Here is a 23,244-nt window from a genome sequence, read left to right on the forward strand (position 1 = left end):
AAACACTGAAGAGACAACAAGGAAAAAAGCCCATGTCGAAGCACACCAAGACTGCCGCCGCCGTTGCCTTCTGCAGCCTGCTATTGGGAACCGGCGCGCAAGCCGCGGAAGACAAGCTCTACCTGTTCAACTGGACCGAGTACATGGACCCGGAGATCATCACGGCGTTCGAGCAGAAGTACGACGTCGAGGTGGTACAGAACTATTACAACTCGCTGCCGGAGATGTTCGCCAAGCTGAACGCGGGCGGCGCGTCCCAGTACGACATCATCGTCCCCTCCAACTACTACGTGCCGCGCTTGATCGAGACGGGCCTGGTCCAGAAGCTCGACCACGCGAAGATTCCCAACCTTGCCAACGTCAAGGAGCAGTTCCAGGATCCGAGCTTCGACCCGGGTTCCGCATACTCCGCGCCCTACCAGTGGGGCACGACAGGCATGATCTACAACACCGACACCTTCCCGGACGCTCCCAACAGCTGGTCGCTGATGTTCGACCCGGAGGTCAATCCCGACTATCCGTTCGCCATCATGGGCGACGACCGGTGCGCATCTGCTCGAACTCGTGCGCGACAAGACGCCACTGATCACCACGATCATCAACAAGTTCGATACCGCGCTGAAGCAAAATCAGCCGCCGGATGACGATCCCAACATCTTCGTGCTGGTCGACGAAAGCCACCGCACCCAGACCGGCCGCTACGGCGGGCATAGCCAGTTTGCCGCCAAGATGCGTCGGCTGCTGCCCCGCGCCTGCTATCTCGGCTTCACCGGTACGCCGCTGCTGAAGAAAGAGAAAAACACGCTACAGACCTTCGGTCGGCTGATCCACCGCTATGGCATCGACGAAGCGGTAGCCGACGAATCCGTGGTGCCGCTGCTCTACGAGGGCAGGCTGGTCGAGCAGCAGGTCTCGGGGCAGGTGATCGACCGCTGGTTCGACAAGATCAGCGTTGGTTTGAGCGAGGATCAGCGCCGCGATCTGAAGCGCAAGTTCTCGCGCATGGATGCACTGAACAAAACCGAGCAGGCAATCCGCGCCAAGGCGTTCGACATCTCCGAACACTATCGCCAGCACTGGCAGGGAACCGGCTTCAAGGCGCAGATCGTCGCGCCGTCGAAGGCTGCGGCCGTTCGCTTCAAGGCAGTGCTCGACGAGATCGGTCATGTCTCGAGCGCCATCGTCATCTCGCCGCCGGACGACAACGAGGGTCACGAAGAGATCGACCAGGACGCCCGAGATCTCGTGCGCGACTTCTGGGCGAAGATGATGGCGCAGTACAAAACCGAGGAGGCCTACAATCGCGAGATCGTCGAGGCCTTCAAAGGCTCGGGCGATCCGGAAATCCTGATCGTGGTCTCCAAGCTGCTCACCGGCTTCGATGCACCGCGCAATACCGTGCTCTATGTCTGCAAGTCGCTCAAGGAGCACAATCTTTTGCAGGCCATCGCGCGCGTGAACCGACTCTTCGAGGAAGGGTATACGGAGAAGCAATTCGGCTTCGTCATCGACTACGAAGGCCTGCTCGGCGAGCTCGACAGCGCGCTGACCACCTACAACGCCTTCGAGGGCTATGAAGCGGCGGACCTCACTGGGACGGTGCACGATGTCCGCGAGGAGATCCGCAAGCTGCCTCAGCGTCACGATCAGCTGTGGGATCTGTTCAAGCCGGTGCGCAACAAGCGCGACATGGAGCAGTTCGAGCGCCATCTCGCCGACGAAGCGCGCCGCCAGGACTTCTACGCGCGCCTGAGCGCCTTCAGCCGTTGCCTGCATATTGCGCTGTCGTCGGACAAGCTGCTCGACGTCTTCGACCAGAATAAAGTGGACGCCCTAAAGCGCGACTGGCAGCAGTTCTCGGAACTCAAGCGCTCGGTCCAGATCCGCTATCAGGAAACGGTCGATATCCGCGAGTTCGAGCCCAAGATCCAGAAGCTACTCGACGATCATGTCGTGGCGATGCCCGCCGAGACGATCATCGATGTGGTCAACATCAACGATCCCGATGCGCTGAAGGCGGTGGTCGAGGAAACCGGTGTCTCGGAAGCCTCGAAGGCCGACCGCATTTCCAGTGCCACCCGGCGGGCGATCACCGAGAACATGGATGAGGACCCTACCTTTTACAAACGTTTCTCGGAGCTGCTCGAAGAGACGATCCGCGCCTATCGCGAGCAGCGGCTCTCCGAACGTGAGTACCTGCGGAGCGTGGTAAAGCTGGCGAGCCAGATAGCGCGCAAGGAGCGCGGCCATCACGTGCCGGAGCGCCTCAAAGGCGATGAGGATGGGCAGGCGTTCTTCGGTATTCTCGACGGCCAACTCCAGACCCGGGACGAGGCGACGGTGGCGGGCGACGAAGCGGCCATCATCTCCTTGGACATCATCGAGATCATCAAGTCACATCTGATCGTCGACCTGTGGTCGAACGAGATGGCGCAGAACGATCTACGCAACGCCATCGACGACTACTTCTTCGATGTCATCCGCGACCAGAAGGGCGTCGATCTGCCGGTCGAGGTGCTGGACGACCTGGAGCAGAAGATCATGAACCTCGCCCGCGCCAGATTCACCGCATGACTCGGGAACGGCACTGCCTGCGCTACGGAGCACAGAACATTCACTACGAGATCGTCCGGCGGCCCAGAAAGACGCTCGAAATCGCTGTAGAGCCGGATGCCTCGGTGACGGTCGCAGCCCCCCTTGAGACACCGCTGGAGGCCATCGAAGCCAGGCTGCGCAAGCGAGCCGCCTGGGTGATGCGGCAACAGCGCTATTTCTCACAGTTCCTGCCGCGGACACCCGAGCGGCAGTATCTCGCCGGTGAGACGCACCTCTACCTCGGACGACAGTATCGCCTGAAAGTGATCCCGCATACGCAAAAGCGTGTGACGCTGATCCGAGGGTTCATCGTCGTACAGACCCCTCGCCCCTACAGCCCCGAGACGACACGCGAACTGGTCGAGGCCTGGTACCGGGATCGGGCGCACCTCAAGTTCCCGGAGCGGCTCGAACATTGCCTCGCCCGCTTTCCGGCGCCTCAGGCATTCCGGCCGCAGGGGCTCATTGTGCGCCAGACACAGCAGCGTTGGGGCTCCATGTCTCCTGCCGGTCGCCTGCTGCTCAATCGCCGCCTGGTTCAGGCCCCGGTCGATTCCATCGACTATGTGATTACCCACGAACTCTGCCACATGGCCGAGCCTCATCATGGCCCGGCATTCTATGAGCTCCTAGATAAGATCATGCCGGACTGGGAGCGGCGTAAGCAGCGATTGGAGCAAGCTATGGCCTGAAAGCGACAGTTAGCGGAGTCTTCGATACGTGCTCAGGATTTACCTGCCAAGGCCCGCTCCAATGTTTGCCCTGAAGCGTCATTTTGAAGACGGTGGTGCTAATTCCGCTCCCTACGATGCGGAATCGCCACGCGTGAAGCGAGCCGCGCACGGCGCTACACTATCGCCCGACCGAGCGCCCGACCGAGGCCGCTACGCTCGGCCAGCCCGATTTCGCCACCTGCCGCCAACGAGGTTTCCCGATGCCCGCGCACCTGCTTTCCGTCGACTCGCTCTCCCGTGACGCCGTCGACCACCTGATCCGCATTGCCGAGCGCATGGAGCCGATCGCCCAGCGGCGCAAGGTGACCCGCGTGCTCGAAGGCGCCGTGCTCGGCAACCTCTTCTTCGAGGCCAGCACCCGAACCCGCATCAGCTTCAACGCCGCCTTCTGCCGGCTCGGCGGCAGCGTCTGCGACACCACCGGCTTCACCTTCTCCTCGATGGCCAAGGGGGAATCGCTCTACGACACCAGCCGCGTCATGGGCGGCTATGTCGACGCCATCGTCATGCGCCACCCCGAGCAGGGCTCGGTGGCGGAATTCGCCGAAGCGACCCAGGTGCCGGTGATCAACGGTGGCGATGGCCCCGGCGAGCACCCGAGCCAGGCGCTGCTGGACGTCTACACCATCACCAAGGAGTTCGCGCGGCTGGGCAAGCCGCTAGCCGGCGCCCACCTGCTGCTGACCGGCGATCTGAAATACGGCCGCACCGTGCACTCGCTGATCAAGCTGCTGTCGCTCTACGAACCGCTGCGGATCACGCTGGTCTCGCCGCCGGGGCTGGAAATGCCGCAGCACCTGATCGATCTGGTCGCCTCGCGCGGGCATCGCATCGAAACGCGCCCCAATCTGGCGGAGAACTTCGATGATGTCGACGTGATCTACGCCACTCGCATCCAGCGCGAGCGCTTCACCGCGGAGATGTCGGAGAGCTTCGCCGAGCTGACCTCGGATTTCGTCGTCGATCGCGGCTTCCTCGATCGCCGCTGCTCGCCGACCACCATCGTCATGCACCCACTGCCGCGTGACAGCCGACCCGGCGCCAACGATCTCAGCACCGACCTGAACGGCGACCCGCGCCTGGCGATCTTCCGCCAGACCGACAACGGCATCCCCATGCGCATGGCGATCTTCGCCCACCTGCTGCAGGTCGAGGACCTGATCGAACAGGATCTGCGTGACGTACGCTGGTTCGTGCCGCCCAGCTTCGGTGTCGACGACGCCAGCTTCTAGAGCTTAGGCTTCGCCTGAAAAGTTGGCGAGCGATGGCCAGGCAAGGCGAAAATGAGCGAGAAGGCGGAGTTTACGGGTTGTAAATGAGTACTTTGAGCTCATTTTTAACACCGCATGGACGAGCGCAGCACTTTTGAGGCAAGCCTAACGGCGCGCCTGCCAGAATAGCGAAAACAGCTCCGACTGGGAGCTGACACCCAGCTTGGCGTAGAGATGCTTCTTGTGGGCGCGCACCGTCTCGATCGAGATTGCCAGACGGCGGGCAATCTCCTTGGTCGAGCTGCCACCCAGCATCAATTGGCTGACTTCGCGCTCACGCTCGGTCAAGGCGTAGCGTGAATCGAAGTCAAGCTCCTTGTCCGGTTGCGGATGCCACGGATGTGGCCCGGAAGCACCATCTTCTTCCGGCTCGAAATGCATGCGAAGCCGCATCAGCGCCAGTAGCCACGGCTGCATCAAGGCGAGACTGCCCAGCGCCTCCCGGGAAAATGGGCGAGTCGAGCCCAGCGACAGGCACAATATCCGGCGATCATCCAGCGTCTGATTGAAGTGGATCTCGTCGGCGACGATGTTGCGCTGGAAATAGCGCTGATAGTACTCGGTGCGAGTGAAGTGCTGCGGCGCCACTTCGGCCAGCGTGAACAGGCCGCAACGGTCGCGCTCGCAGGCATCGATGTAGAACGGATCGAGCAGATACAGGCCACGCTGATAGTCCTGAAACAGCGCGTCGTCGGCACCGTCGTCCTCGTCGCTTTCGGCGAGGATACGGGGTGGCTTCTGGCGGTCGAAGACCAGCGCCACCCAGGTGTCGAAATGCACTTCCCTCGTCAGCCGCCGGACGAGAGCCAGCCAGAAGCCGGCACGGTCCACGTTCTCCGCCAGTTGGCCGAAGGCGCGATGCCACTCCAGGCTTTCCAGCGAGGTCATCTCAACTGAGCCTGTCTCCGGCCGAGCTCGTTGGGTCATCTTTTTTTCTCTTTCAAGCCAAGCCGAATCCCCCAATCGGGTTACCCCGCTTGCGGGATAGGCAGTGGCGCGAGATTGGGGATACTGAAAGCCATCAGCTCCCGTTCCAATCACAACTTCCCGGAGTGTTCCATGCAGCTTGTCCTGGCACAACTCGCCAGCCGTGAAGGCGAAATCGAGCACAACCTCACCCGAGCGCTCGAGGTCGTTCATGCCGTCGACGACGATACCGCGCTGATCGTCTTTCCCGAAACGCATCTGAGTGGCTTTGCCGAACCTGAGCATGTGTTCGATCGTGCCCTGACGCTCGACGGGCCGGAACTCGAGGCATTGATCGAGGCCGGTCGCGATCGCGATCTGGCGATCGCCATCGGCCTGCTGGAGCGAGAGGGCGAGACCGTGTTCAACACTACCGTGCTGATCACGCCCGAAGACGGTATCGCACTACGCTACCGCAAGACCCACCTGTGGCCGGACGAACGCACGCTGGTTCAGCCAGGCGATGCGTTTCATTGTCTCGAATGGCGCGGCCGATGCATTGGCCTGTTGATCTGCTACGACCTGGAATTCCCCGAGCCGGCCCGCGCGCTGGCAACCATGGGTGCCGACCTGCTGGTGGTGACCAACGGCAACATGGATCCCTACGGCCCCGTACATGCTCGTGCCGCTCAGACCAGAGCCCAGGAAAACCAGTGTTTCCTCGCCATGAGCAACCGAGCCGGTCAGGGCGCCGGGCTCACCTTCGCTGGCGAGAGCGCATTGATCGGCCCCGATGGCGACACCCTGTTCCGAGCCGGTCGCGAGGAGACCGTTCAAGCGCTGCATCTGGACCCGGCGCGCCTCTCCAGTGCCAAACAGGACTACCACTACGCAGAGGATCGACGTCTAAGCCTCAGAGGGCATCTTGAAACCCAGGGCTCGCGGCGCAGCTGGCATTTCGACTGAACGCCGAACCGGCTCCCTGCGTTCATCACGACGACTGCTGCTAGCCGCAACGACCACGATTCGTAAAACAACCACACTTCGTAAAACAACCACAACAGGACATGACAATGTCGGAAATGAAGAAGACCCTTACCCTATCCCAGGTCGTGCTGTTCGGCCTGGCCTACATGACCCCGATCATCGTGCTCGGCACTTTCGGGGTGCTGGCGGTGGTCACCCAGGGTGCAGTGGCAGGCGCCTATCTCGCTGCGCTGGTGGCGATGCTGTTCACCGCCCACAGCTATGGCCGCATGGCCGCCGCCTATCCCGTCGCCGGCTCTGCCTACGCCTACGTTCGTCACGCCATCGATGATCGGCTGGGATTCCTTGCTGGCTGGGCCATTCTGCTCGACTATCTGTTCCTGCCGATGGTGATCTGGCTGATCGGGGCGGCCTATCTGAACTCCGCCTTCCCGACCATCCCGACGGCGCTATGGCTGCTGGCGTTCATCGGCGTGACCACGGTGATCAACGTGCTGGGACTGAAGCTGGCCAGCCTGGTCAATAGCGCCATGATGCTGATCCAGATGCTGGTGCTGGTCGCCTTCGTCGGCCTCAGCCTGCGCTACCTTCTCGGCGACCCGACCCAGCCACTGTTCAGCCTTACTCCCTTCCTGGGTAGCGACAATGCCTCGCTGCCGATACTGATGGCCGGTGCGGCCGTCGCCTGCTATTCGTTTCTCGGCTTCGATGCCGTGACCACGCTGACGGAGGAAACCAAGGATCCCGAGCGCACGCTGCCCCGGGCGATCCTGTTGATCACGCTGCTGGGCGGGCTGATCTTCATCGTCGTCTCCTACTGCGTCCAGCTCGCGGCGCCGGGCTTCGACTTCGCCAATCCGGACGCCGCCGCCTACACCATCGCGCGCAATATCGGCGGTGACGTGTTCGTGTCGATTTTCCTGATCGGATTGGTCGTTGGTCAGTTCGCCTCGGGCATCGCCGCCCAGGCCAGCGGTGCACGCCTGATCTACGCCATGGGCCGCGACGATGTGTTACCGCGCCGCTGGCTCGGCCGTCTGGGTCGTCATGGAACGCCACTGGGCGGGCTGCTTCTGAGCGCCGTGGTGGCCTTGCTGGCGCTGACGATGGATGTGCTTTCTGCGGCCTCGTTCATCAACTTCGGCGCGTTTCTGGCCTTTGCCCTGGTCAACCTGGCGGTGATCTTCCATTACTACCTCAAGGGCGGCCGCCGCAGCCTGGGCGACACACTTCGCTATCTGGTATGTCCGGCGATCGGACTCGGCGCGATCGTGTGGCTGCTGTTCAGCCTCGATCACAAAGCCGTCACGCTTGGCTCGCTGTGGCTCTTGATGGGATTGGCATGGCTGCTTTGGTTGACCCGTGGCTTCCGACGACCCACGCCGGAGTTGCATATCGACGCGTGAAGCAGCATCTTCTGAAAATTGGGAATGGGTTCTCGCCGGGTGCGGGAATCCGTTCTCCGGCATCCGTCGAACGTCGATATCTCGCACTCTTCTCGCAATCTCCTCGCGCCAGCCCCGCCTCACTATCCGCCTCACCTTCACCCGTCGAAATGACGCGGCCCCGAACACGACACGAACCGTCATCCTGTCGAATATTCCATCATCCAGCCAGTATCCGGCGTTCTTGATTTTCCGCTGCGGGATAAGCCAGACCGACGCCGGATCCGACTGTAACATTGTGAATAATCAGGCATTAAACGGCGATAAACCGGGTTTTCCATCGCGCATTCGGCAGGAAAAAGGGCAGCGAAAAGAGCTGCGTGGCTACCGGGATTCACGTCGTCCGGCAGGAAATGGTGTTACTAAATAGTTGACATCGACCACGGGATTGATGACACACTGAGCGAGCCACGTCACTCTGCGACATGGCAGAATCAACAATTACAAGCGCAGCGCGCAACCCAAGACGGACTTCCTATGACAGTTTATTCGTCGTCGGCGACAACCGCCTCCTGGTACCGGGACTCCATCGCCGTCGAGCTCGAGCCAGCGCTCCCGCTGGAGGGCGATCATCGGGCCCATGTCTGCGTGATCGGCGCGGGCGTTACCGGTTGCTCCGCCGCGCTGCATCTGGCGCAGCAGGGATATCGCGTCATCCTGCTCGAAGCGCTGAACGTGGGGCACGGTGCCTCCGGGCGCAGCGGCGGGCAGATACTGCCGGGCCTGGGCACCGACATACGTACCGTCGAAAACGCCCTGGGTCGGTCCGCCGCCCGCGATATCTGGGAAATGAGTCGCGAAGCCGTCAGGCTGACCGCCCACCTCGTCGAGCAACACCAGATTCCCTGCGAGATGTCCTGGGGCTATCTCCACGCGGCGGTCAAGCCTCGGCACGTCGTCGAACTCCGGCAGTGGCAGGAGCGGATGGCCCGCGACTTCGACTATCACGGGCTCGAGTGGCGGGAAGGCGGCGCGCTACGCGAGCACGTCGTCACCGACGCCTACCCGGCGGCGCTCTGGGAGCGCGAAGCCGGCCATCTGCATCCCCTCAATTACACGCTCGGCCTGGCCCGGGCCGCCCAGCAAGCCGGAGCGATCCTTCATCAGTTCAGCCCCGTGGTCGATATCCGGCACGGCAAGCAGGCCACCGTCGTCACCGAACGCGGCCGGGTCGTGGCCGATCACGTGGTCATCGCCACCAACGCCTACGGCGACCGCCTGGTGCCCCAGATGAGCGGGCGCATCATGAGAGCGGCCAACTACATGATCGCCACCGCGCCCATGAGCGAGCAGCAGGCCGCCCAGGTTCTCCCCCGAAACGATGCATTGTCGGACACCAACTTCGTACTCGATTACTATCGTCTGTCGGGAGACAGACGCCTGATCTATGGCGGGGAGGTGAGCTACGACGGCCGCCCGCCACGAGGTCTGGAAGCGCGTACCGACGCCAAGATACGGCGTCTGTTCCCGGTGCTGAAAGAGATCGACATCGAATATCGCTGGGGGGGAGACGTGGCCATCACGATGAATCGCGCGCCGGATTTCGGCCGGCTGGCGCCCAATGTCTTCTATGCCCAGGGCTACTCTGGCCACGGAATGGCGCTGGCGGGGCTGGCCGGCAAGCTGCTGGCCGAGACCATTGCCGGGCAGAGCGAGCGCTTCGACATCTTTTCCGCCATGCCCCACCGGATGTTCCCGGGGGGGCGGTGGTTACGGACTCCCCTGCTGGTACTGGCAACCAATTTCTACAAGCTTCGCGACCGGCTGTGACGAGCGGCAAGCACGACGAGGAGTGCCCAATGACCGATTTGACGAACGCCGTGAACACCACCGAGCGCCTGGATCGAGAGGAGACTCGCGTGGCGGCGGCAGATGCGGCGGCGAGAGGCAAGCGCGGCGCTTCCTCGATCAGGATGCAGGGATTGCGCAAGCAGTTCGGACGCGATGCCATTGCACTGGCGGGGGTCGACCTGGACATCCACGCCGGCGAATTCTTCACCCTGCTGGGGCCGTCCGGATGTGGCAAGACGACGCTGCTGCGTATCCTCGCCGGGCTGGAAGAGGCCGATGACGGCCAGCTGACGATCGGGGGCAAGGATGTCATCGATACTCCGCCGCATCAGCGCAGCGTCAACACGGTCTTTCAGTCCTACGCGCTGTTTCCCCATCTGTCGGTGCGGGAAAACCTGGCGTTCGGCTTGAAGATGCGCGGCGTCGCGGCCAAGGCGCGTGAAGCCAAGGTGGCGGAGATCGCCCAGTTCATCCAGCTGGGAGATCTGGTCGACCGCCGTATCGATCAGCTGTCCGGCGGTCAGCGCCAGCGCATCGCCCTGGCGCGGGCCCTGGTCTGCGAACCCGACGTGTTGCTGCTGGACGAACCGCTTTCAGCGCTGGATGCCGGCCTGCGCAGCCAGCTGCAGGTCGAGCTGCTGCGAGTCCAGAAGCGGCTCGGCATGACCTTCGTGTTCGTCACCCATGACCAGGACGAGGCGATGGTGATGTCGGACCGCATCGCCGTGCTCGACGACGGCCACATCCAGCAGGTCGGCCCGCCCCAGGAGGTCTACGAGCGCCCTGCCAACGCCTTCGTGGCCCGCTTCATGGGACATGGCAACCTGTATCGGATCCATCGCCGCGACGGCTCGCGCCTGAGCACGGAAATCGGCACGCTGCAGATGGACGGGGACAGCAAGGGCGAGCTGGTGCTGATGCGCCCGGAAACGCTGGATCTCGAACCGGGCCACGTCGAAGGCCCCAACCATCTGCCCGGCACCATCACGGAACGGCTCTATCGCGGAAGCCATGCGGAATTTCGCATCAGTATCGCGGACACGACGCTGCAGGCTACCGTCAACAACCGTGGCAGGCGGCTACCGGACGTGGGGGACGAGGTGACGGTCGTCGTCGCCCCGGAAGACCTCGTGACGCTGAGCGAGTGAGACCCGACATGTCGACGAACAATATTGCGGTAATGGGACGCAGCCAGGGCATGGTCCGCGAAGCGCGTCATCTCCTGTTCACGGTGGCGCCGGGTGCCCTCTGGATCGTCATCTTCCTGGTGCTGCCAAGCCTCTACCTGATGGCCGTTGCCTTCATGTCCAACGGCCCCTACGGCCTGCCGCAGATGCCGCTGTCGCTGAACTCGTTCAAGCAGCTGGCCGGGGTCGGCTTCCTGGGCTGGAGCCCGGGCAATCTCTATACCCTGCTGCGCTCGCTGTGGCAGACCCTGGTCGCGACCGGGCTGGTGGTGCTGGTGGCGTATCCGCTCGCCTACTACATCACGACCTGCCGGGCGAAGTGGCGGCCGATCATGCTCCTGCTGGTGGTGGTGCCCTCCTGGACCAACCAGGTGATTCGCACCTTCGGCTGGATGAACCTGCTGGCGCCCGGCACGCCGCTCTCCAACGCGGCCGAAGTACTCGGTTTCATTTCCCCCAACATGGGTTTGTATCCCTCCAACTTCGCGGTGACGCTGGGGCTGGTATACAACTTCCTGCCCTTCATGGTGCTGCCGCTCTACGCCGCCTTCGAGAAGCTCGATACCGCCCAGGTCGAAGCGGCGCAGGATCTCTACGCCAAGCCGACACGGACGTTCTGGCACGCCGTCTTCCCGCAGACGCTACCGGGGCTGCTGGCCGGAATCGTGCTGGTCGCGATTCCCGCCTTCGGCATGTATGTCATTCCGGAGCTGCTCGGCGGCGGCAAGGCGATGATGCTCGGCAATCTGGTCGCTACCCAGTTCTCCGGCGGTTCCAACTGGCCGCTGGGCGCGGCCGGCGCGATCCTGATGCTGATCGCGACCTTCATCGGGCTGTTCGCGATGCGGCGCATCGGCAAGCGCCTGGGTGGCGGCGAGGAGGTGGTGATATGAGAAAGCGAACCCTCAAGCGCGGCCTGACGGCCTTCTGGTGGATCACGCTGGTGTTCCTGTACCTGCCGCTGGCCGTGGTGGTGCTGTTCTCCTTCAATGCCTCCAACAGCGCCGCCAGCATGACCGGCCTGTCGCTGCGCTGGTATCACCAGCTGCTCGGCAACGAGCAGATCATGGCCGCCTTCGGCAACACTCTGATCCTGGCGATCTGTTCGTCGGTCATCGCGCTCGTCATCGGCTGCCTGATCGGCTACGGCATGTATCGTCACCGCCACCGCAAGCTCGGCTGGCTGATCGTGCTGATCTACCTGCCCATCGTGCTGCCGGACATCGTTTTCGGCATTTCCGAGATGGCCTTCTTCGTCCAGTTCCATCGGCTGACCGGGCTGCTCCAGCCGGGGCTCGGGACCATGGTCATCGCCCACGTGACCTTCCAGATTCCGTTCGTCGCGCTGATCGTCTATTCACGCTTCGTCGGACTCGACCCGACGCTGTTCGAAGCGGCCAAGGATCTCTACGCCACGCCCGTCAAACGCGTCGTCCACTTCATGCTGCCGACCATCAAGCCGGCGCTGATATCCGCCTTCTTTCTCTCCTTCACGCTGTCGGTGGACGACTTCGTGATCAGCTTCTTCACGGCGGGGCCGGAGAGCGCCACGCTGCCGATCTACATCTGGGGCGCGATCAAGAAAGGCGTGTCGCCCGAGATCAATGCCATCGCCACGCTGATGATCGGTGCGGTAGCGATAGCCGCCGCGATCAGCCTGTTGTTCAGCCGTAAAAACCAGCACAGTCGCAAACGTCAATCCTGACCAGAGAGCCCGCGCACGGGTAAACACTGAAGAGACAACAAGGAAAAAAGCCCATGTCGAAGCACACCAAGACTGCCGCCGCCGTTGCCTTCTGCAGCCTGCTATTGGGAACCGGCGCACAGGCCGCGGAAGAGAAGCTCTATCTGTTCAACTGGACCGAGTACATGGACCCCGAGATCATCACGGCGTTCGAGCAGAAGTACGACGTCGAGGTGGTGCAGAACTATTACAACTCGCTGCCGGAGATGTTCGCCAAGCTGAACGCGGGCGGCGCGTCCCAGTACGACATCATCGTCCCCTCCAACTACTACGTGCCGCGCTTGATCGAGACGGGCCTGGTCCAGAAGCTCGACCACGCGAAGATTCCCAACTTTGCCAACGTCAAGGAGCAGTTCAAGGACCCGAGCTTCGATCCGGGCTCCGCATACTCCGCGCCCTACCAGTGGGGCACGACGGGCATGGTCTACAACACCGATACCTTCCCGGACGCTCCCAACAGCTGGTCGCTGATGTTCGATCCGAAGGTCAATCCCGACTATCCGTTCGCCATCATGGGTGACGGCCAGGTGGCCATCGGCGCCGCCTGTGGCGCGCTGGGCAAGCCCTATGACTGCGACACGCTGGACAGCTGGCGCGAGGCCGCCAAGCTGATGATCGAGACCAAGAGCCGCGACAACTTCTCCGGCTTCACCGACGGCACCCCGGCGCTACAGCAGCTGGCCCGAGGCGTGACTCACGTGGGCATGTCCTACAACGGCGACTATCTCTACTTCAAGGGGGAGGATCCGAAAGCCTTCGAGCATTTGGCATTCACGATCCCCGACGAAGGCGCCGAAATGTGGGTGGATTCCATGATGATTCCCTCCGGTGCGCCGCACCCGGATCTGGCCCACAAGTTCATCGACTTCATCCTGGACGCGAAGATCGGCGCCCAGCTGTCCAACTACAACTACTACGCCAGCCCCAATGCAGCGGCCGAGCCTTATCTCGAGGAAGCGCTGAAGCAGCCCCCCGCCCAGCCCACCGAGGAAGAGATGAAGCGTCTGCGTTTCACGCCCAGCCTCGAGGGCGAGCAGCTACAGACGTTCCAGCAGCTCTGGTCCGAAGTCCAGGCCCGATAACGGCAGCGGCCGGGCGCGGCAGGCTGCTGCGCCCGGCTGCCAAGAGACACCACACGGGACACGCTCATGAGTCACCACCAGGAATCGTCACCGCTCAAGGACTGGTTTCAGCAGCACGGCATTACCGAAGTCGAGAGTCTGGTGACCGATCTCACCGGCATTCTCAAGGGCAAGATCATGCCGGCCAGCAAGTATCTCAACGGAGGGCGGCCGCGACTGCCGGACTCCATCTTCATCCAGACCGTCACCGGCGGTTACCCGGACGACGAAGACATCCGCTTCTGGAATCCCGCCGAACGGGACATGGAGCTGGTGCCCGACCCCAATGCCGCCTTTCTGGTGCCCTGGGCGGAAGACCCCACCGCCCAGATCATCCACGACTGCTACTACCTGACGGGCGAGCCGGTCGACCTGTCGCCCCGCCACGTGCTGAAGCGCGTTCTGGAACTCTACGAACAGCGAGGCTGGCGCCCGGTGGTCGCCCCCGAGGTCGAGTTCTATCTGGTCAAGACCAACATCGACTCCGACTACCCTCTCGAGCCGCCGATCGGTCGCACCGGGCGCCAGGAGAGCAGCCGTCAGTCGTTCTCCATCGACGCGGTCAACGAGTTCGATCCGCTGTTCGAGGAGATGTACGACTACTGCGAGGCAATGCATCTCGACCTGGACACGCTGATCCACGAAGAAGGCGCCGGCCAGATGGAAGTCAACTTCCAGCACGGCAACCCGCTGGCGCTGGCGGACCAGGTGGTCATGTTCAAGCGCGTCCTCCGGGAGACGGCGCTGCGCCACGGCATGTACGCGACCTTCATGGCCAAGCCGATGGCCAACGAGCCGGGCAGCTCGATGCACATTCACCAGAGCCTGGTCGACGCCCAGGGCAACAACCTGTTTGCCGGTGAAGAGGGCCAGACCAGCACCCTGTTCCACCATTTCATCGGCGGCCTGCAACGCTATCTGCCGGCCGCCATGCCGCTGCTGGCGCCCAACGTGAACTCCTATCGTCGCCTGCTTCGCCACGAGGCCAGCGGCTCGGCGCCGATCAACGTCGATTGGGGCACGGACAACCGCACCGTCGGCCTGCGGGTGCCCGTTTCCACCCCGGCGGCGACCCGGGTCGAGAACCGGCTGCCCGGGGCCGACGCCAACCCCTATCTGGTGCTGGCCGCCTCGCTGGCCTGCGGCTATCTCGGCATGCTCGGCCAGATAGAACCGCGCCCGCCGATGGTCGGTTCGGCCTGGGCCAGCGGCAACAAGCTGCCGGACGACATCGGCCCGGCTCTGGATCGCATGCGGGAGTGTACCGCCCTGGCGGAGATCCTCGGTGAACGCTTCACCAACAGCTATCTCGCCGTCAAGCACACGGAACACCGCGCGTACTTCCGCGTCATCAGCTCATGGGAACGCGAACATCTGCTGCTGCGGGTCTGATCCCGGGCCGTGACGACGATTCGCGAGACGACGGACAGGCAACCAGGAGGCACCATGAAAACGAAGCGCTGGGCGGTCTTGATGGCAGCGGGAGTGATGAGCGGCGGCGCCCTGGCGGACGCTCGGCCACAGCTGAACCTGTTCAACTGGACCGAGTACATGGATCCGGAGATCATCGCGAATTTCGAGGCCGAAACCGGCATCGACGTGGTGGAGAACTACTACAACTCCAACGCCGAGATGCTGGCCAAGCTGAACGCCGGCGGCGACGCCCAGTACGACATCGTCATCCCGTCGGATTACTTCGTGCCGCGCCTCATCGGGGCGGGTCTGATCCAGCCCCTCGCACCGGACGACCAGGCACTGGAAGGCATCGACAATATCATGGCGGATTTCCGCCACCCGGCCTACGATCCGGAAGACGCCTACACCGTGCCGTATCAGTGGGGCGTGACCGGCATCGTCTACAACACCGACACCTTCCCCGACCCGGACCCCAGCTGGGGGCTGCTGTACGATCCCGACGTCAATACCGATTATCCCTTTGCCCTGCTCAAGGGTGATGCCCAGTTCACCTTCTCCACTATCTGCGCCTATCAGGGCGAAGGGTTCGACTGCGTCGGGCAAGCGCCATGGGTCGAGGCGGCGAAGCTGGTCATCGCCACCCGCGCCCGGGACAACTTCGTCGGTTTCGTCGACGCCACCGCCGCCATCGAGCAGATCGCCAGCGGCGTCATCCACGCCGGCGTCGCCTACAACGGCGACCTGGCCAGCAAGAAAAACGAAGACCCGGAACTCTACGGCAATATCGGCTTCTTCGTGCCCAGGGAAGGCTCGCAGCGCTGGGTGGACGTGATGGCCATCCCGGCCCGGGCGCCCCATCCGGAGAGCGCGCGCAAATTCATCGAATATCTGCTGCGCCCCGACGTCGCGGCCCAGCTCTCCAACTACAACCTGTACACCTCGCCCAACGCCGCGGCACAGCCGATGCTGACCGCCGCACTGCGCGAGCCGCCGGTGATGCCCGATGCCGACACCCGCTCCCGGCTGTCGCTGACGCCCTCCGTCGACGGCGAGCAGTTGCAGCTGCTGCAGCAGTTGTGGTCGGAAGCCCGGTCTCGCTGATCGGCCTTCGTTCCTCCCTTTCGTCCTTTCATTCATGGAGACCAGGATGGCCGCGCCTTCCGACATGAAACACCCGCCGTCAGCCCTCGAATATCCCGCTTCCTGGTATGCGGCCTCGGCCAATGCCGCGCCGGCGCGCCCGGCGCTGTCGACCGATGTCAGCTGCGACGTGTGCGTGGTGGGCGCCGGATTCACCGGCCTGTCGTCGGCGCTGCATCTGGCCGAGAAAGGCCTGAAGGTGATCGTGCTGGAAGCCGCGCGCGTCGGCTATGGCGCCTCGGGGCGCAATGGCGGCCAGATCGTCAACAGCTACAGCCGCGACATGGACGTGATCGAAGACAAGTACGGCGTCGAGACGGCTCGTGCTTTGGGCGACATGGCGTTCGAGGGCAACCGGGTGATCCGCGAGCGCATCGCGACCTACGGCATCCAGTGCGACCTGCGCAACGGCAACCTGTTCGCCGCCTGCAACGCCAAGCAGCTCGAAGCCCTGAGGCATCATCAGGCGCTGTGGCAGCGTTACGGCAACGATCAGCTCGAACTGCTGGAAGGCGACGCCTACCAACGTGAGGTCGGCAGCGACCGCTATACCGGCGTGCTGATCGATCACTCCGGCGGCCACCTTCATCCGCTGAACCTGGCGCTGGGCCAGGCAGCCGCCCTGGAATCGCTGGGCGGCGTGATTTACGAGCAGAGCCCGGTCCTGTCCCTCGAGCATGGCGCCCCGGTCACGCTGAAGACCGCCGGCGGCACCCTCAGGGCCGACCGCGTCGTCATGGCCGGCAATGCCTACATGAGCGGCGTGATGCCGGAGCTCGAGCGAAAATCCATGCCCTGCGGGACGCAGATCATCACCACCGAGCCTCTCGGCGAAGAGCTCGCACGGAGCCTGCTGCCCAACGACATGGCAGTGGAGGACTGCAACTACCTGCTCGACTACTATCGCCTGACGCGCGACAACCGGCTGCTGTACGGCGGCGGCGTGAACTACGGCAGCGAAGGATCGGCCGATATCGAAGGCGTCATCCGTCCCAAGATGCTCAAGACGTTCCCCCAGCTCGAAAACATCAAGGTGGACTACGCCTGGAGCGGCAACTTCCTGATGACGCTGAACCGGCTGCCGCAGTTCGGGGTCATCAACGACAACGTCTATTACGCCCAGGGCTACTCCGGCCACGGCGTGACCTGCACGCACCTCGCCGGCCGCCTGATCAGCGAGGTGATGACCGGACGTGACGAGCGATTCGACGCCTTCGCCGGCCTGCCGCACCAGCCGTTCCCCGGCGGCCGCATGCTGCGCGTGCCGCTATCGGCGCTGGGCGCCTGGTACTACGAGACACGCGACCGGCTCGGCATCTAGGTTTCTCGTCATCTCGAGGTTTCTCGTCATCTAGATTCCGTGGCATCTAGCTCCTTGGCATCAGGCGCCGACAGGGCGCACGGGAAGGTCAAAATCCAGATGCGGGCGAGCGCAGGCAGCGCCCGTCACTGCGGCTGACAGGCGCGGGCGAACCCCTGGAAGATCGCATCGTAGAGCGCATGCTGCCGGGGCTCCCATTCCGGGTGCCACTGCACCGCCAGGGTAAAGCCGGGGGCATCCGGCAGGGAAACCGCCTCGACCAGACCGTCCGGGGCCACCGCCTCCACGAACAGGCCCTCCGCCAGCCGGTCTATGCCCTGCTGATGCAGCGAGTTGACCCGCGCCTTCAGCCCTTCCTCGCGCTCGCCGTAGAGGCTGGCCAGGCGGCCGCCGGGCCGGATGTCGATCTCGTGGCTCGGCGCATATTGCTGTGCCTTCGACCCTTCCGGCTCGCGGTGATCCATCAGCCCGGGCACACGCTGGACGGCCTGATGCAGCGTGCCGCCAAGGGCCACGTTGAACTCCTGGAAGCCGCGGCAGATCCCCAGCAGCGGCAGGCGCCGCTCCAGCGCCAGCGGCACCCAGAGCATGGCGGCGTGATCGCGATCCAGGTCGTCCCGGGTGTTTTCCGGCGCCCGCGCCGCATCGTATCGACTCGGCAGCACGTTCGTGTAGCTGCCGGTCAGCATCAGGCCGTCGAGACGATCCAGCAGCGCGCCGGCAGCGGCAGCGTCACCGTCGCGCCAGACCGGCAGGATGACCGGCTCCAGCCCGTACTCGCGCAGCGCGCCGAGATATTTGTCGGTGACCATGTGGGCGGGGTGGCCTTCCACCTCACGACGGCAGGCAATGACACCAACCAGGGGACGCTTCTGCATGATGCCTCCTCGGAACCGGAATCCGTTGTGTTTTTATCAACAGGTGATGGCCTGCCTTTCTTGCCACGCACCGGTCATGGAAAACGATAAATTCGCTTAACATCCATTCAAATTCATAAACTTATTTATAAAACAGCTTGAATCTTACTTGGAAGCGAAGCGAATAATCCGTAAATAATTTGACAACAATACCGGGCAGGCGGAACACTATCAACGACCATAATAAACGATCGCAGGTGACATCATGTCCTCCCTTCCCGTCGACGAGGCTCGTGACTTCCTGGCGCGTCACCCCGCTATCGATAGCATCGATCTGCTGCTGAGCGACCTCAATGGCGTGCTGCGCGGCAAGCGGATTCCCCGGGAAAATCTCGAAAAGGCCTACGTCAACGGCATCAATCTCCCCGGCTCGGTCTTCGCGCTGGATATCACCGGCAACACGATCGAGGAGACCGGCCTGGGCCTGGACATCGGCGACTGCGACCAGGTCTGCCGCCCGATTCCCGGCACCCTGATGCCGACGCCCTGGCTGCGGGATGGCCATCAGGGACAGCTGCTGATGGCCATGCGCAACGAGCACGACGGCCCCTTCTTCGCCGACCCGCGCAACGTCCTCGCGCAGCAGGTTCAGCGCCTCGAGGCGATGGGGTACACGGCCGTCGTCGCGCTGGAGCTCGAGTTCTATATCGTCGATCGCACGCGGGACGACCTGGGCCGGGTGCAGCCGCCCCGCTCGCCGGAAACCGGCGAACGAGCGACCACGAGCCAGGTGTATTCGATTTCGGAGCTCGACGAGTACGCCGGGTTCCTGGGCGACATCCAGGCCGCGGCCGCCATCCAGAACCTCCCGCTGGACACGGCGCTGAAGGAGTGCGCCCCGGGGCAGTTCGAGATCAACCTGGTACACGGCAGCGACGTGCTCAAGGCGTGCGACAGCGCGGTGCTGCTCAAGCGCCTGATCAAGGGCATCGCCGTCAACCACGGCTTCGAAGCGACGTTCATGGCCAAGCCCTACGACGCGGAAGCCGGCAACGGCATGCATGTCCACATGAGCCTGCTCGATGCCCACGGTCGCAACGTCTTTGCCGCCGCCGACGAGAATCCGCTGGGCACCGAGATGCTGCGCCACGCCATCGGCGGCCTGCTCAGGCTGATGCCGGAATCGGTCGCCCTGATGGCCCCGAACCTCAACTCCTTCCGCCGTTTTCAGCCGGGGCTCTATGTTCCCATGGCGCCGACCTGGGGCTTCGACAACCGTTCCGTGGCCCTGCGCATTCCCTCCGGGCCCAATGCCGCACGGCGGATCGAGCATCGTGTCGGCGGCGCCGATGCCAACCCCTACCTGCTGCTGGCCACCCTGCTCGCTTCGGTCATTCACGGCATCGCCAACCGGATCTCCCCCGAGGAAATCGTCACCGGCAATGCCTACGAGCAGTTCGACCCGGTACTGACCAACAGCTGGTCTCGGGCGCTGGAGCTGCTCGAGCGGTCCGAGGTGTTGAACGAGGCGCTCGGCCAGGACTTCCTGAAAGTGTTCCTGGCGAACCGCCGTGCCGAGCGGGCATCCGCCATGCAGGTGGTCAGCCGGCTCGAGTACGACTGGTACCTGCGCCACGTCTGACCCGTGGAGCGTCACATCGGCGAACCGCCAGCGACGCCACCACGACGGCATCACCGCCGCCGATCCCAAATCCGGCACGTCCACCCAGGAGGAGCACGCCATGACATCGCCAGATGCCGCAAGACTCAAGGCGCTCGACCGCGATCACTACATGCACCCCTTCACCGATTTCAAGGCGCTGGGTGACGAAGGCAGTCGACTCATCACCGCCGCCCACGGCGTCTACATCGAGGACGACGAAGGCCGGCAGATCCTGGATGCGATGGCGGGGCTGTGGTGCGTCAACCTGGGCTATGGCCGCCAGGAGCTGGTCGACGCCGCGACCCGGCAACTGCAGCAGCTGCCCTACTACAACAGCTTCTTCAAGACAACGCACCCGCCGGCGGCCGAGCTGGCCGACACCCTCTGCGGCCTGGCGCCGGATCATATCAACCGCGTGTTCTTCACCGGTTCCGGCTCCGAGGCCAACGATACGGTGTTGCGCATGGTGCGCCGCTACTGGGCGCTCAAGGGTCAGCCCGAAAAGCAGTGGATCATCGCCCGCGACAACGCCTATCACGGCTCGACGGTCGCCGGCATGAGCCTGGGCGGCATGGCGCCGATGCAGGCCCAGGGCGGGCCCTGCGTGCCGGGCATCGCCCATATCCGCCAGCCTTACTGGTTCGACGAAGGGCGCGAGATGTCGCCCAAGGCGTTCGGCAAGGTCTGCGCCGAGGCGCTGGAGGCGCGCATCCAGGCGCTCGGGCCGGACAAGGTCGCCGCCTTCATCGCCGAGCCGGTGCAGGGCGCGGGCGGCGCGATCATCCCGCCGGAGAGCTACTGGCCGGCGATCAAGGACGTGCTGTCGCGCTACGATATCCTGCTGGTCGTGGACGAGGTCATCTGCGGCTTCGGCCGCCTGGGCGAATGGTTCGGCAGCGTTCACTACGATCTCGAACCCGACCTGATGCCGATCGCCAAGGGCCTGTCGTCCGGCTATCTGCCGATCGGCGGCGTGCTGGTCGGCGACCGAGTCGCCCGGACGCTGATCGACGACGGTGGCGAATTCCATCACGGCTTCACCTACTCCGGGCACCCCGTCTGCGCCGCCGTGGCGCTCGAGAACCTCAGGTTGATGAAGAGCGAAGGCGTCGTCGAGCAAGTGCGTCAGGTGACGGGGCCGTACCTGGCCAAGCGCTGGAAGGCGCTCGAACGGCATCCGCTCATCGGCGAGGCCCGCTCCCTGGGACTGATCGGCGCGCTCGAGATCGTCGCCGACAAGGCCACCGGGGCGCGCTTCGACAAGTCGCTCAAGGCCGGCGAAACCTGCCGCGACATCTGCTTCGAACTCGGGCTGGTCATGCGCTCGGTGGGCGACACGATGATCATCTCGCCGCCGCTGGTCATCACCGAGGCCCAGATCGACGAACTGATCGCGCTGGCGACGGCCGCGCTGGACGAAACGGCACGCCGGCTGCAGGCCCGAGGGGCCACCATTTCGGCAACGAAGGAGACAACGACATGAGCCTGACGCCAACGCTGGCCGACTGGCAGGCCAGGGCCGCTACCCTTGCCGCCAGCCTCGAGACACGCGCCTTCATCGACGACGAGTTCGTAGCGGCCGAGAGCGGCGAGACCTTCGCCACGATCAACCCCGCGACGGGAGAAACCCTGGCCGACGTGGCGAGCTGCGATGCCGCCGATGCCGACAAGGCAGTGGCCGTGGCCCGCGCGACGTTCGCGCGTGGCGACTGGGCGCGGCTGGCGCCCACCGAACGCAAGCATGCGCTGCTGCGCCTGGCCGCGCTGATGGAGAGCCATCGCGATACGCTGGCCCTGCTCGACACGCTGGACATGGGTAAGCCGATCAACAGCGCCCAGAGCGATGTCAGCGGCGCCATCGGCTGCATCCGCCACCAGGCCGAATCGATCGACAAGCTCTACGGCGAGGTGGCGCCGACCGGCGACGATACCCTCGCCCTGGTGCTGCGCGAACCGCTGGGTGTCGTCGCCGCCATCGTGCCGTGGAATTTCCCGCTGATGATGACGGCCTGGAAGATCGGCCCGGCGCTCGCCGCCGGCAACAGCGTCATCCTCAAGCCCTCCGAGAAGTCGCCGCTCTCCGCGCTCTATCTGGCCTCGCTGGTGCGCGAGGCGGGCCTGCCGCGCGGGGTTTTCCAGGTGCTGCCGGGCTTCGGCCATACTGTCGGCAAGGCCCTGGCGTTGTCCATGGAGGTCAACTGCCTCGCCTTCACCGGCTCGACCGGCGTCGGCAAACAGCTGCTGCAGTACGCCGGGCAATCCAACCTGAAGCGGGTGTACCTCGAGTGCGGCGGCAAGAGCCCCAACATCGTCTTCGCCGACTGCAAGGATCTGGACCGGGTGGCCCGCCACGCCGCCGAGGCGATCTTCTACAACCAGGGCGAGGTCTGCATCGCCGGGTCACGTCTGCTGGTGGAAAACAGCGTCCGCGAGGCTTTCATCGACAGGCTGCTCGCCGCCGCCGAATCGATGCAGCCGGGCGATCCGCTGGATCCCGACAGCTTCATGGGCGCCATCGTCGACCGCACCCAGTACGAGCGGGTGCTGGACTACATCCGCCAAGGCGTGGAGGAAGGGGCGCGGCTGCGCATGGGCGGCAAGGCGCTCGACGGGCCGGGCCTGTTCATCGGCCCGACCGTCTTTGACGGTGTCACCGACGACATGGTCATCGGCCGGGAGGAGATCTTCGGTCCGGTGCTGTCGGTGTTCGGCTTCGATACCGAGGAGGAGGCGATCGCGCTGGCCAACGACAGCGACTACGGGCTGGCGGCCGGCTTCTGGAGCCAGGACATCGATCGCATCATGCGGGTCACTCGGCGTCTGCAATCAGGCCAGGTCTTCGTCAACAACTGGGCCGGCGGCGACCAGACCGTTCCGTTCGGCGGCGTCAAGCAGTCCGGCAACGGGCGCGACAAGTCGCACCACTCGCTGGAAGAGTACTCCGAGCTCAAGAGTGTCTGGATGTCGCTGTCGCCGTGAAGCCGGCATCGTGAAACCGTCGTCATGAACCCGTTATCATGAACCCGGCGTCATGAATCGATACCGCTCGTGGCAGGCCGCCACGAG

19 protein-coding genes are annotated in these 23,244 nt (G+C 63.9%); 17 read left to right on the plus strand and 2 right to left on the minus strand.

From position 1 onward, the window contains the following. Positions 1-32 precede the first annotated feature (32 nt). From ACWHY3_RS18195 to ACWHY3_RS18210, 4 genes are all read left to right on the plus strand, one after another. Positions 33-644 carry an ABC transporter substrate-binding protein gene (locus tag ACWHY3_RS18195; RefSeq protein ID WP_448127186.1) on the plus strand — a complete coding sequence of 204 codons (612 nt, stop codon included), beginning with the start codon at positions 33-35 and terminating at the stop codon, positions 642-644. Beyond that, positions 565-2,574, plus strand: a complete 2,010-nt coding sequence (locus ACWHY3_RS18200; RefSeq protein ID WP_448127187.1) for a type I restriction endonuclease subunit R — start codon at positions 565-567, stop codon at positions 2,572-2,574. The genes ACWHY3_RS18195 and ACWHY3_RS18200 overlap by 80 nt, the downstream gene beginning before the upstream one ends. After that, on the plus strand, positions 2,571-3,287 hold the full coding sequence (locus tag ACWHY3_RS18205; protein ID WP_322528284.1) for a M48 family metallopeptidase: 717 nt from the start codon (positions 2,571-2,573) through the stop codon (positions 3,285-3,287). Before ACWHY3_RS18200 ends, ACWHY3_RS18205 begins: the two co-directional genes overlap by 4 nt. Positions 3,288-3,529: 242 nt before the next feature. Further along, positions 3,530-4,561, plus strand: coding sequence for an aspartate carbamoyltransferase (locus ACWHY3_RS18210; RefSeq protein ID WP_448127188.1), 1,032 nt, complete (start codon positions 3,530-3,532; stop codon positions 4,559-4,561). A 144-nt stretch (positions 4,562-4,705) separates the two neighbouring features. Here ACWHY3_RS18210 and ACWHY3_RS18215 read toward each other — a convergent pair whose 3' ends face one another. Further along, positions 4,706-5,527, minus strand: a complete 822-nt coding sequence (locus tag ACWHY3_RS18215; protein WP_448127189.1) for a response regulator transcription factor — start codon at positions 5,525-5,527, stop codon at positions 4,706-4,708. 132 nt (positions 5,528-5,659) lie between these two features. On the opposite strand from ACWHY3_RS18215, the gene ACWHY3_RS18220 reads away from it, so the two are divergent. The 10 genes from ACWHY3_RS18220 (at position 5,660) to ACWHY3_RS18265 (ending at position 17,658) form a co-directional block, all read left to right on the plus strand. Beyond that, positions 5,660-6,472, plus strand: a complete 813-nt coding sequence (locus ACWHY3_RS18220) for a carbon-nitrogen hydrolase family protein (protein ID WP_448127190.1) — start codon at positions 5,660-5,662, stop codon at positions 6,470-6,472. A 107-nt stretch (positions 6,473-6,579) separates the two neighbouring features. After that, positions 6,580-7,899 (plus strand): APC family permease, encoded by a 1,320-nt coding sequence (locus ACWHY3_RS18225; RefSeq protein WP_322528288.1) that lies wholly within the window; start codon positions 6,580-6,582, stop codon positions 7,897-7,899. Between the two features lie 516 nt (positions 7,900-8,415). Then, a complete protein-coding gene (locus tag ACWHY3_RS18230; protein ID WP_448127191.1) occupies positions 8,416-9,708 on the plus strand; it encodes an NAD(P)/FAD-dependent oxidoreductase in 1,293 nt (430 codons plus the stop codon). 29 nt (positions 9,709-9,737) lie between these two features. Further along, positions 9,738-10,877 (plus strand): ABC transporter ATP-binding protein, encoded by a 1,140-nt coding sequence (locus tag ACWHY3_RS18235; protein WP_448127192.1) that lies wholly within the window; start codon positions 9,738-9,740, stop codon positions 10,875-10,877. Positions 10,878-10,885: 8 nt separating this feature from the next. Then, positions 10,886-11,809 carry an ABC transporter permease gene (locus ACWHY3_RS18240; protein WP_448127185.1) on the plus strand — a complete coding sequence of 308 codons (924 nt, stop codon included), beginning with the start codon at positions 10,886-10,888 and terminating at the stop codon, positions 11,807-11,809. Further along, positions 11,806-12,621 carry an ABC transporter permease gene (locus ACWHY3_RS18245; protein ID WP_303855276.1) on the plus strand — a complete coding sequence of 272 codons (816 nt, stop codon included), beginning with the start codon at positions 11,806-11,808 and terminating at the stop codon, positions 12,619-12,621. The genes ACWHY3_RS18240 and ACWHY3_RS18245 overlap by 4 nt, the downstream gene beginning before the upstream one ends. Positions 12,622-12,674: 53 nt before the next feature. Continuing rightward, positions 12,675-13,742 carry an ABC transporter substrate-binding protein gene (locus ACWHY3_RS18250; RefSeq protein ID WP_448127193.1) on the plus strand — a complete coding sequence of 356 codons (1,068 nt, stop codon included), beginning with the start codon at positions 12,675-12,677 and terminating at the stop codon, positions 13,740-13,742. Positions 13,743-13,808: 66 nt separating this feature from the next. After that, positions 13,809-15,173 (plus strand): glutamine synthetase family protein, encoded by a 1,365-nt coding sequence (locus tag ACWHY3_RS18255; RefSeq protein ID WP_087720782.1) that lies wholly within the window; start codon positions 13,809-13,811, stop codon positions 15,171-15,173. Positions 15,174-15,227: 54 nt separating this feature from the next. Continuing rightward, entirely contained in the window at positions 15,228-16,298 is a 1,071-nt protein-coding gene (locus tag ACWHY3_RS18260; RefSeq protein ID WP_448127194.1) for a polyamine ABC transporter substrate-binding protein, read from the plus strand. A 46-nt stretch (positions 16,299-16,344) separates the two neighbouring features. Beyond that, positions 16,345-17,658, plus strand: coding sequence for an NAD(P)/FAD-dependent oxidoreductase (locus tag ACWHY3_RS18265; RefSeq protein WP_303855272.1), 1,314 nt, complete (start codon positions 16,345-16,347; stop codon positions 17,656-17,658). 125 nt (positions 17,659-17,783) lie between these two features. Here ACWHY3_RS18265 and ACWHY3_RS18270 read toward each other — a convergent pair whose 3' ends face one another. Further along, positions 17,784-18,536 carry a gamma-glutamyl-gamma-aminobutyrate hydrolase family protein gene (locus ACWHY3_RS18270; protein WP_448127195.1) on the minus strand — a complete coding sequence of 251 codons (753 nt, stop codon included), beginning with the start codon at positions 18,534-18,536 and terminating at the stop codon, positions 17,784-17,786. 244 nt (positions 18,537-18,780) lie between these two features. On the opposite strand from ACWHY3_RS18270, the gene ACWHY3_RS18275 reads away from it, so the two are divergent. From ACWHY3_RS18275 to ACWHY3_RS18285, 3 genes are all read left to right on the plus strand, one after another. Then, a complete protein-coding gene (locus ACWHY3_RS18275; RefSeq protein ID WP_448127196.1) occupies positions 18,781-20,157 on the plus strand; it encodes a glutamine synthetase family protein in 1,377 nt (458 codons plus the stop codon). A 100-nt stretch (positions 20,158-20,257) separates the two neighbouring features. Further along, positions 20,258-21,661: an aspartate aminotransferase family protein gene (locus tag ACWHY3_RS18280; protein ID WP_332780101.1), complete on the plus strand. Its 1,404-nt coding sequence runs from the start codon at positions 20,258-20,260 to the stop codon at positions 21,659-21,661. After that, positions 21,658-23,157 (plus strand): aldehyde dehydrogenase, encoded by a 1,500-nt coding sequence (locus tag ACWHY3_RS18285; protein WP_448127197.1) that lies wholly within the window; start codon positions 21,658-21,660, stop codon positions 23,155-23,157. The genes ACWHY3_RS18280 and ACWHY3_RS18285 overlap by 4 nt, the downstream gene beginning before the upstream one ends. Positions 23,158-23,244 lie beyond the last annotated feature (87 nt).

The sequence above is a fragment of the Salinicola sp. NYA28a genome (assembly GCF_976982775.1).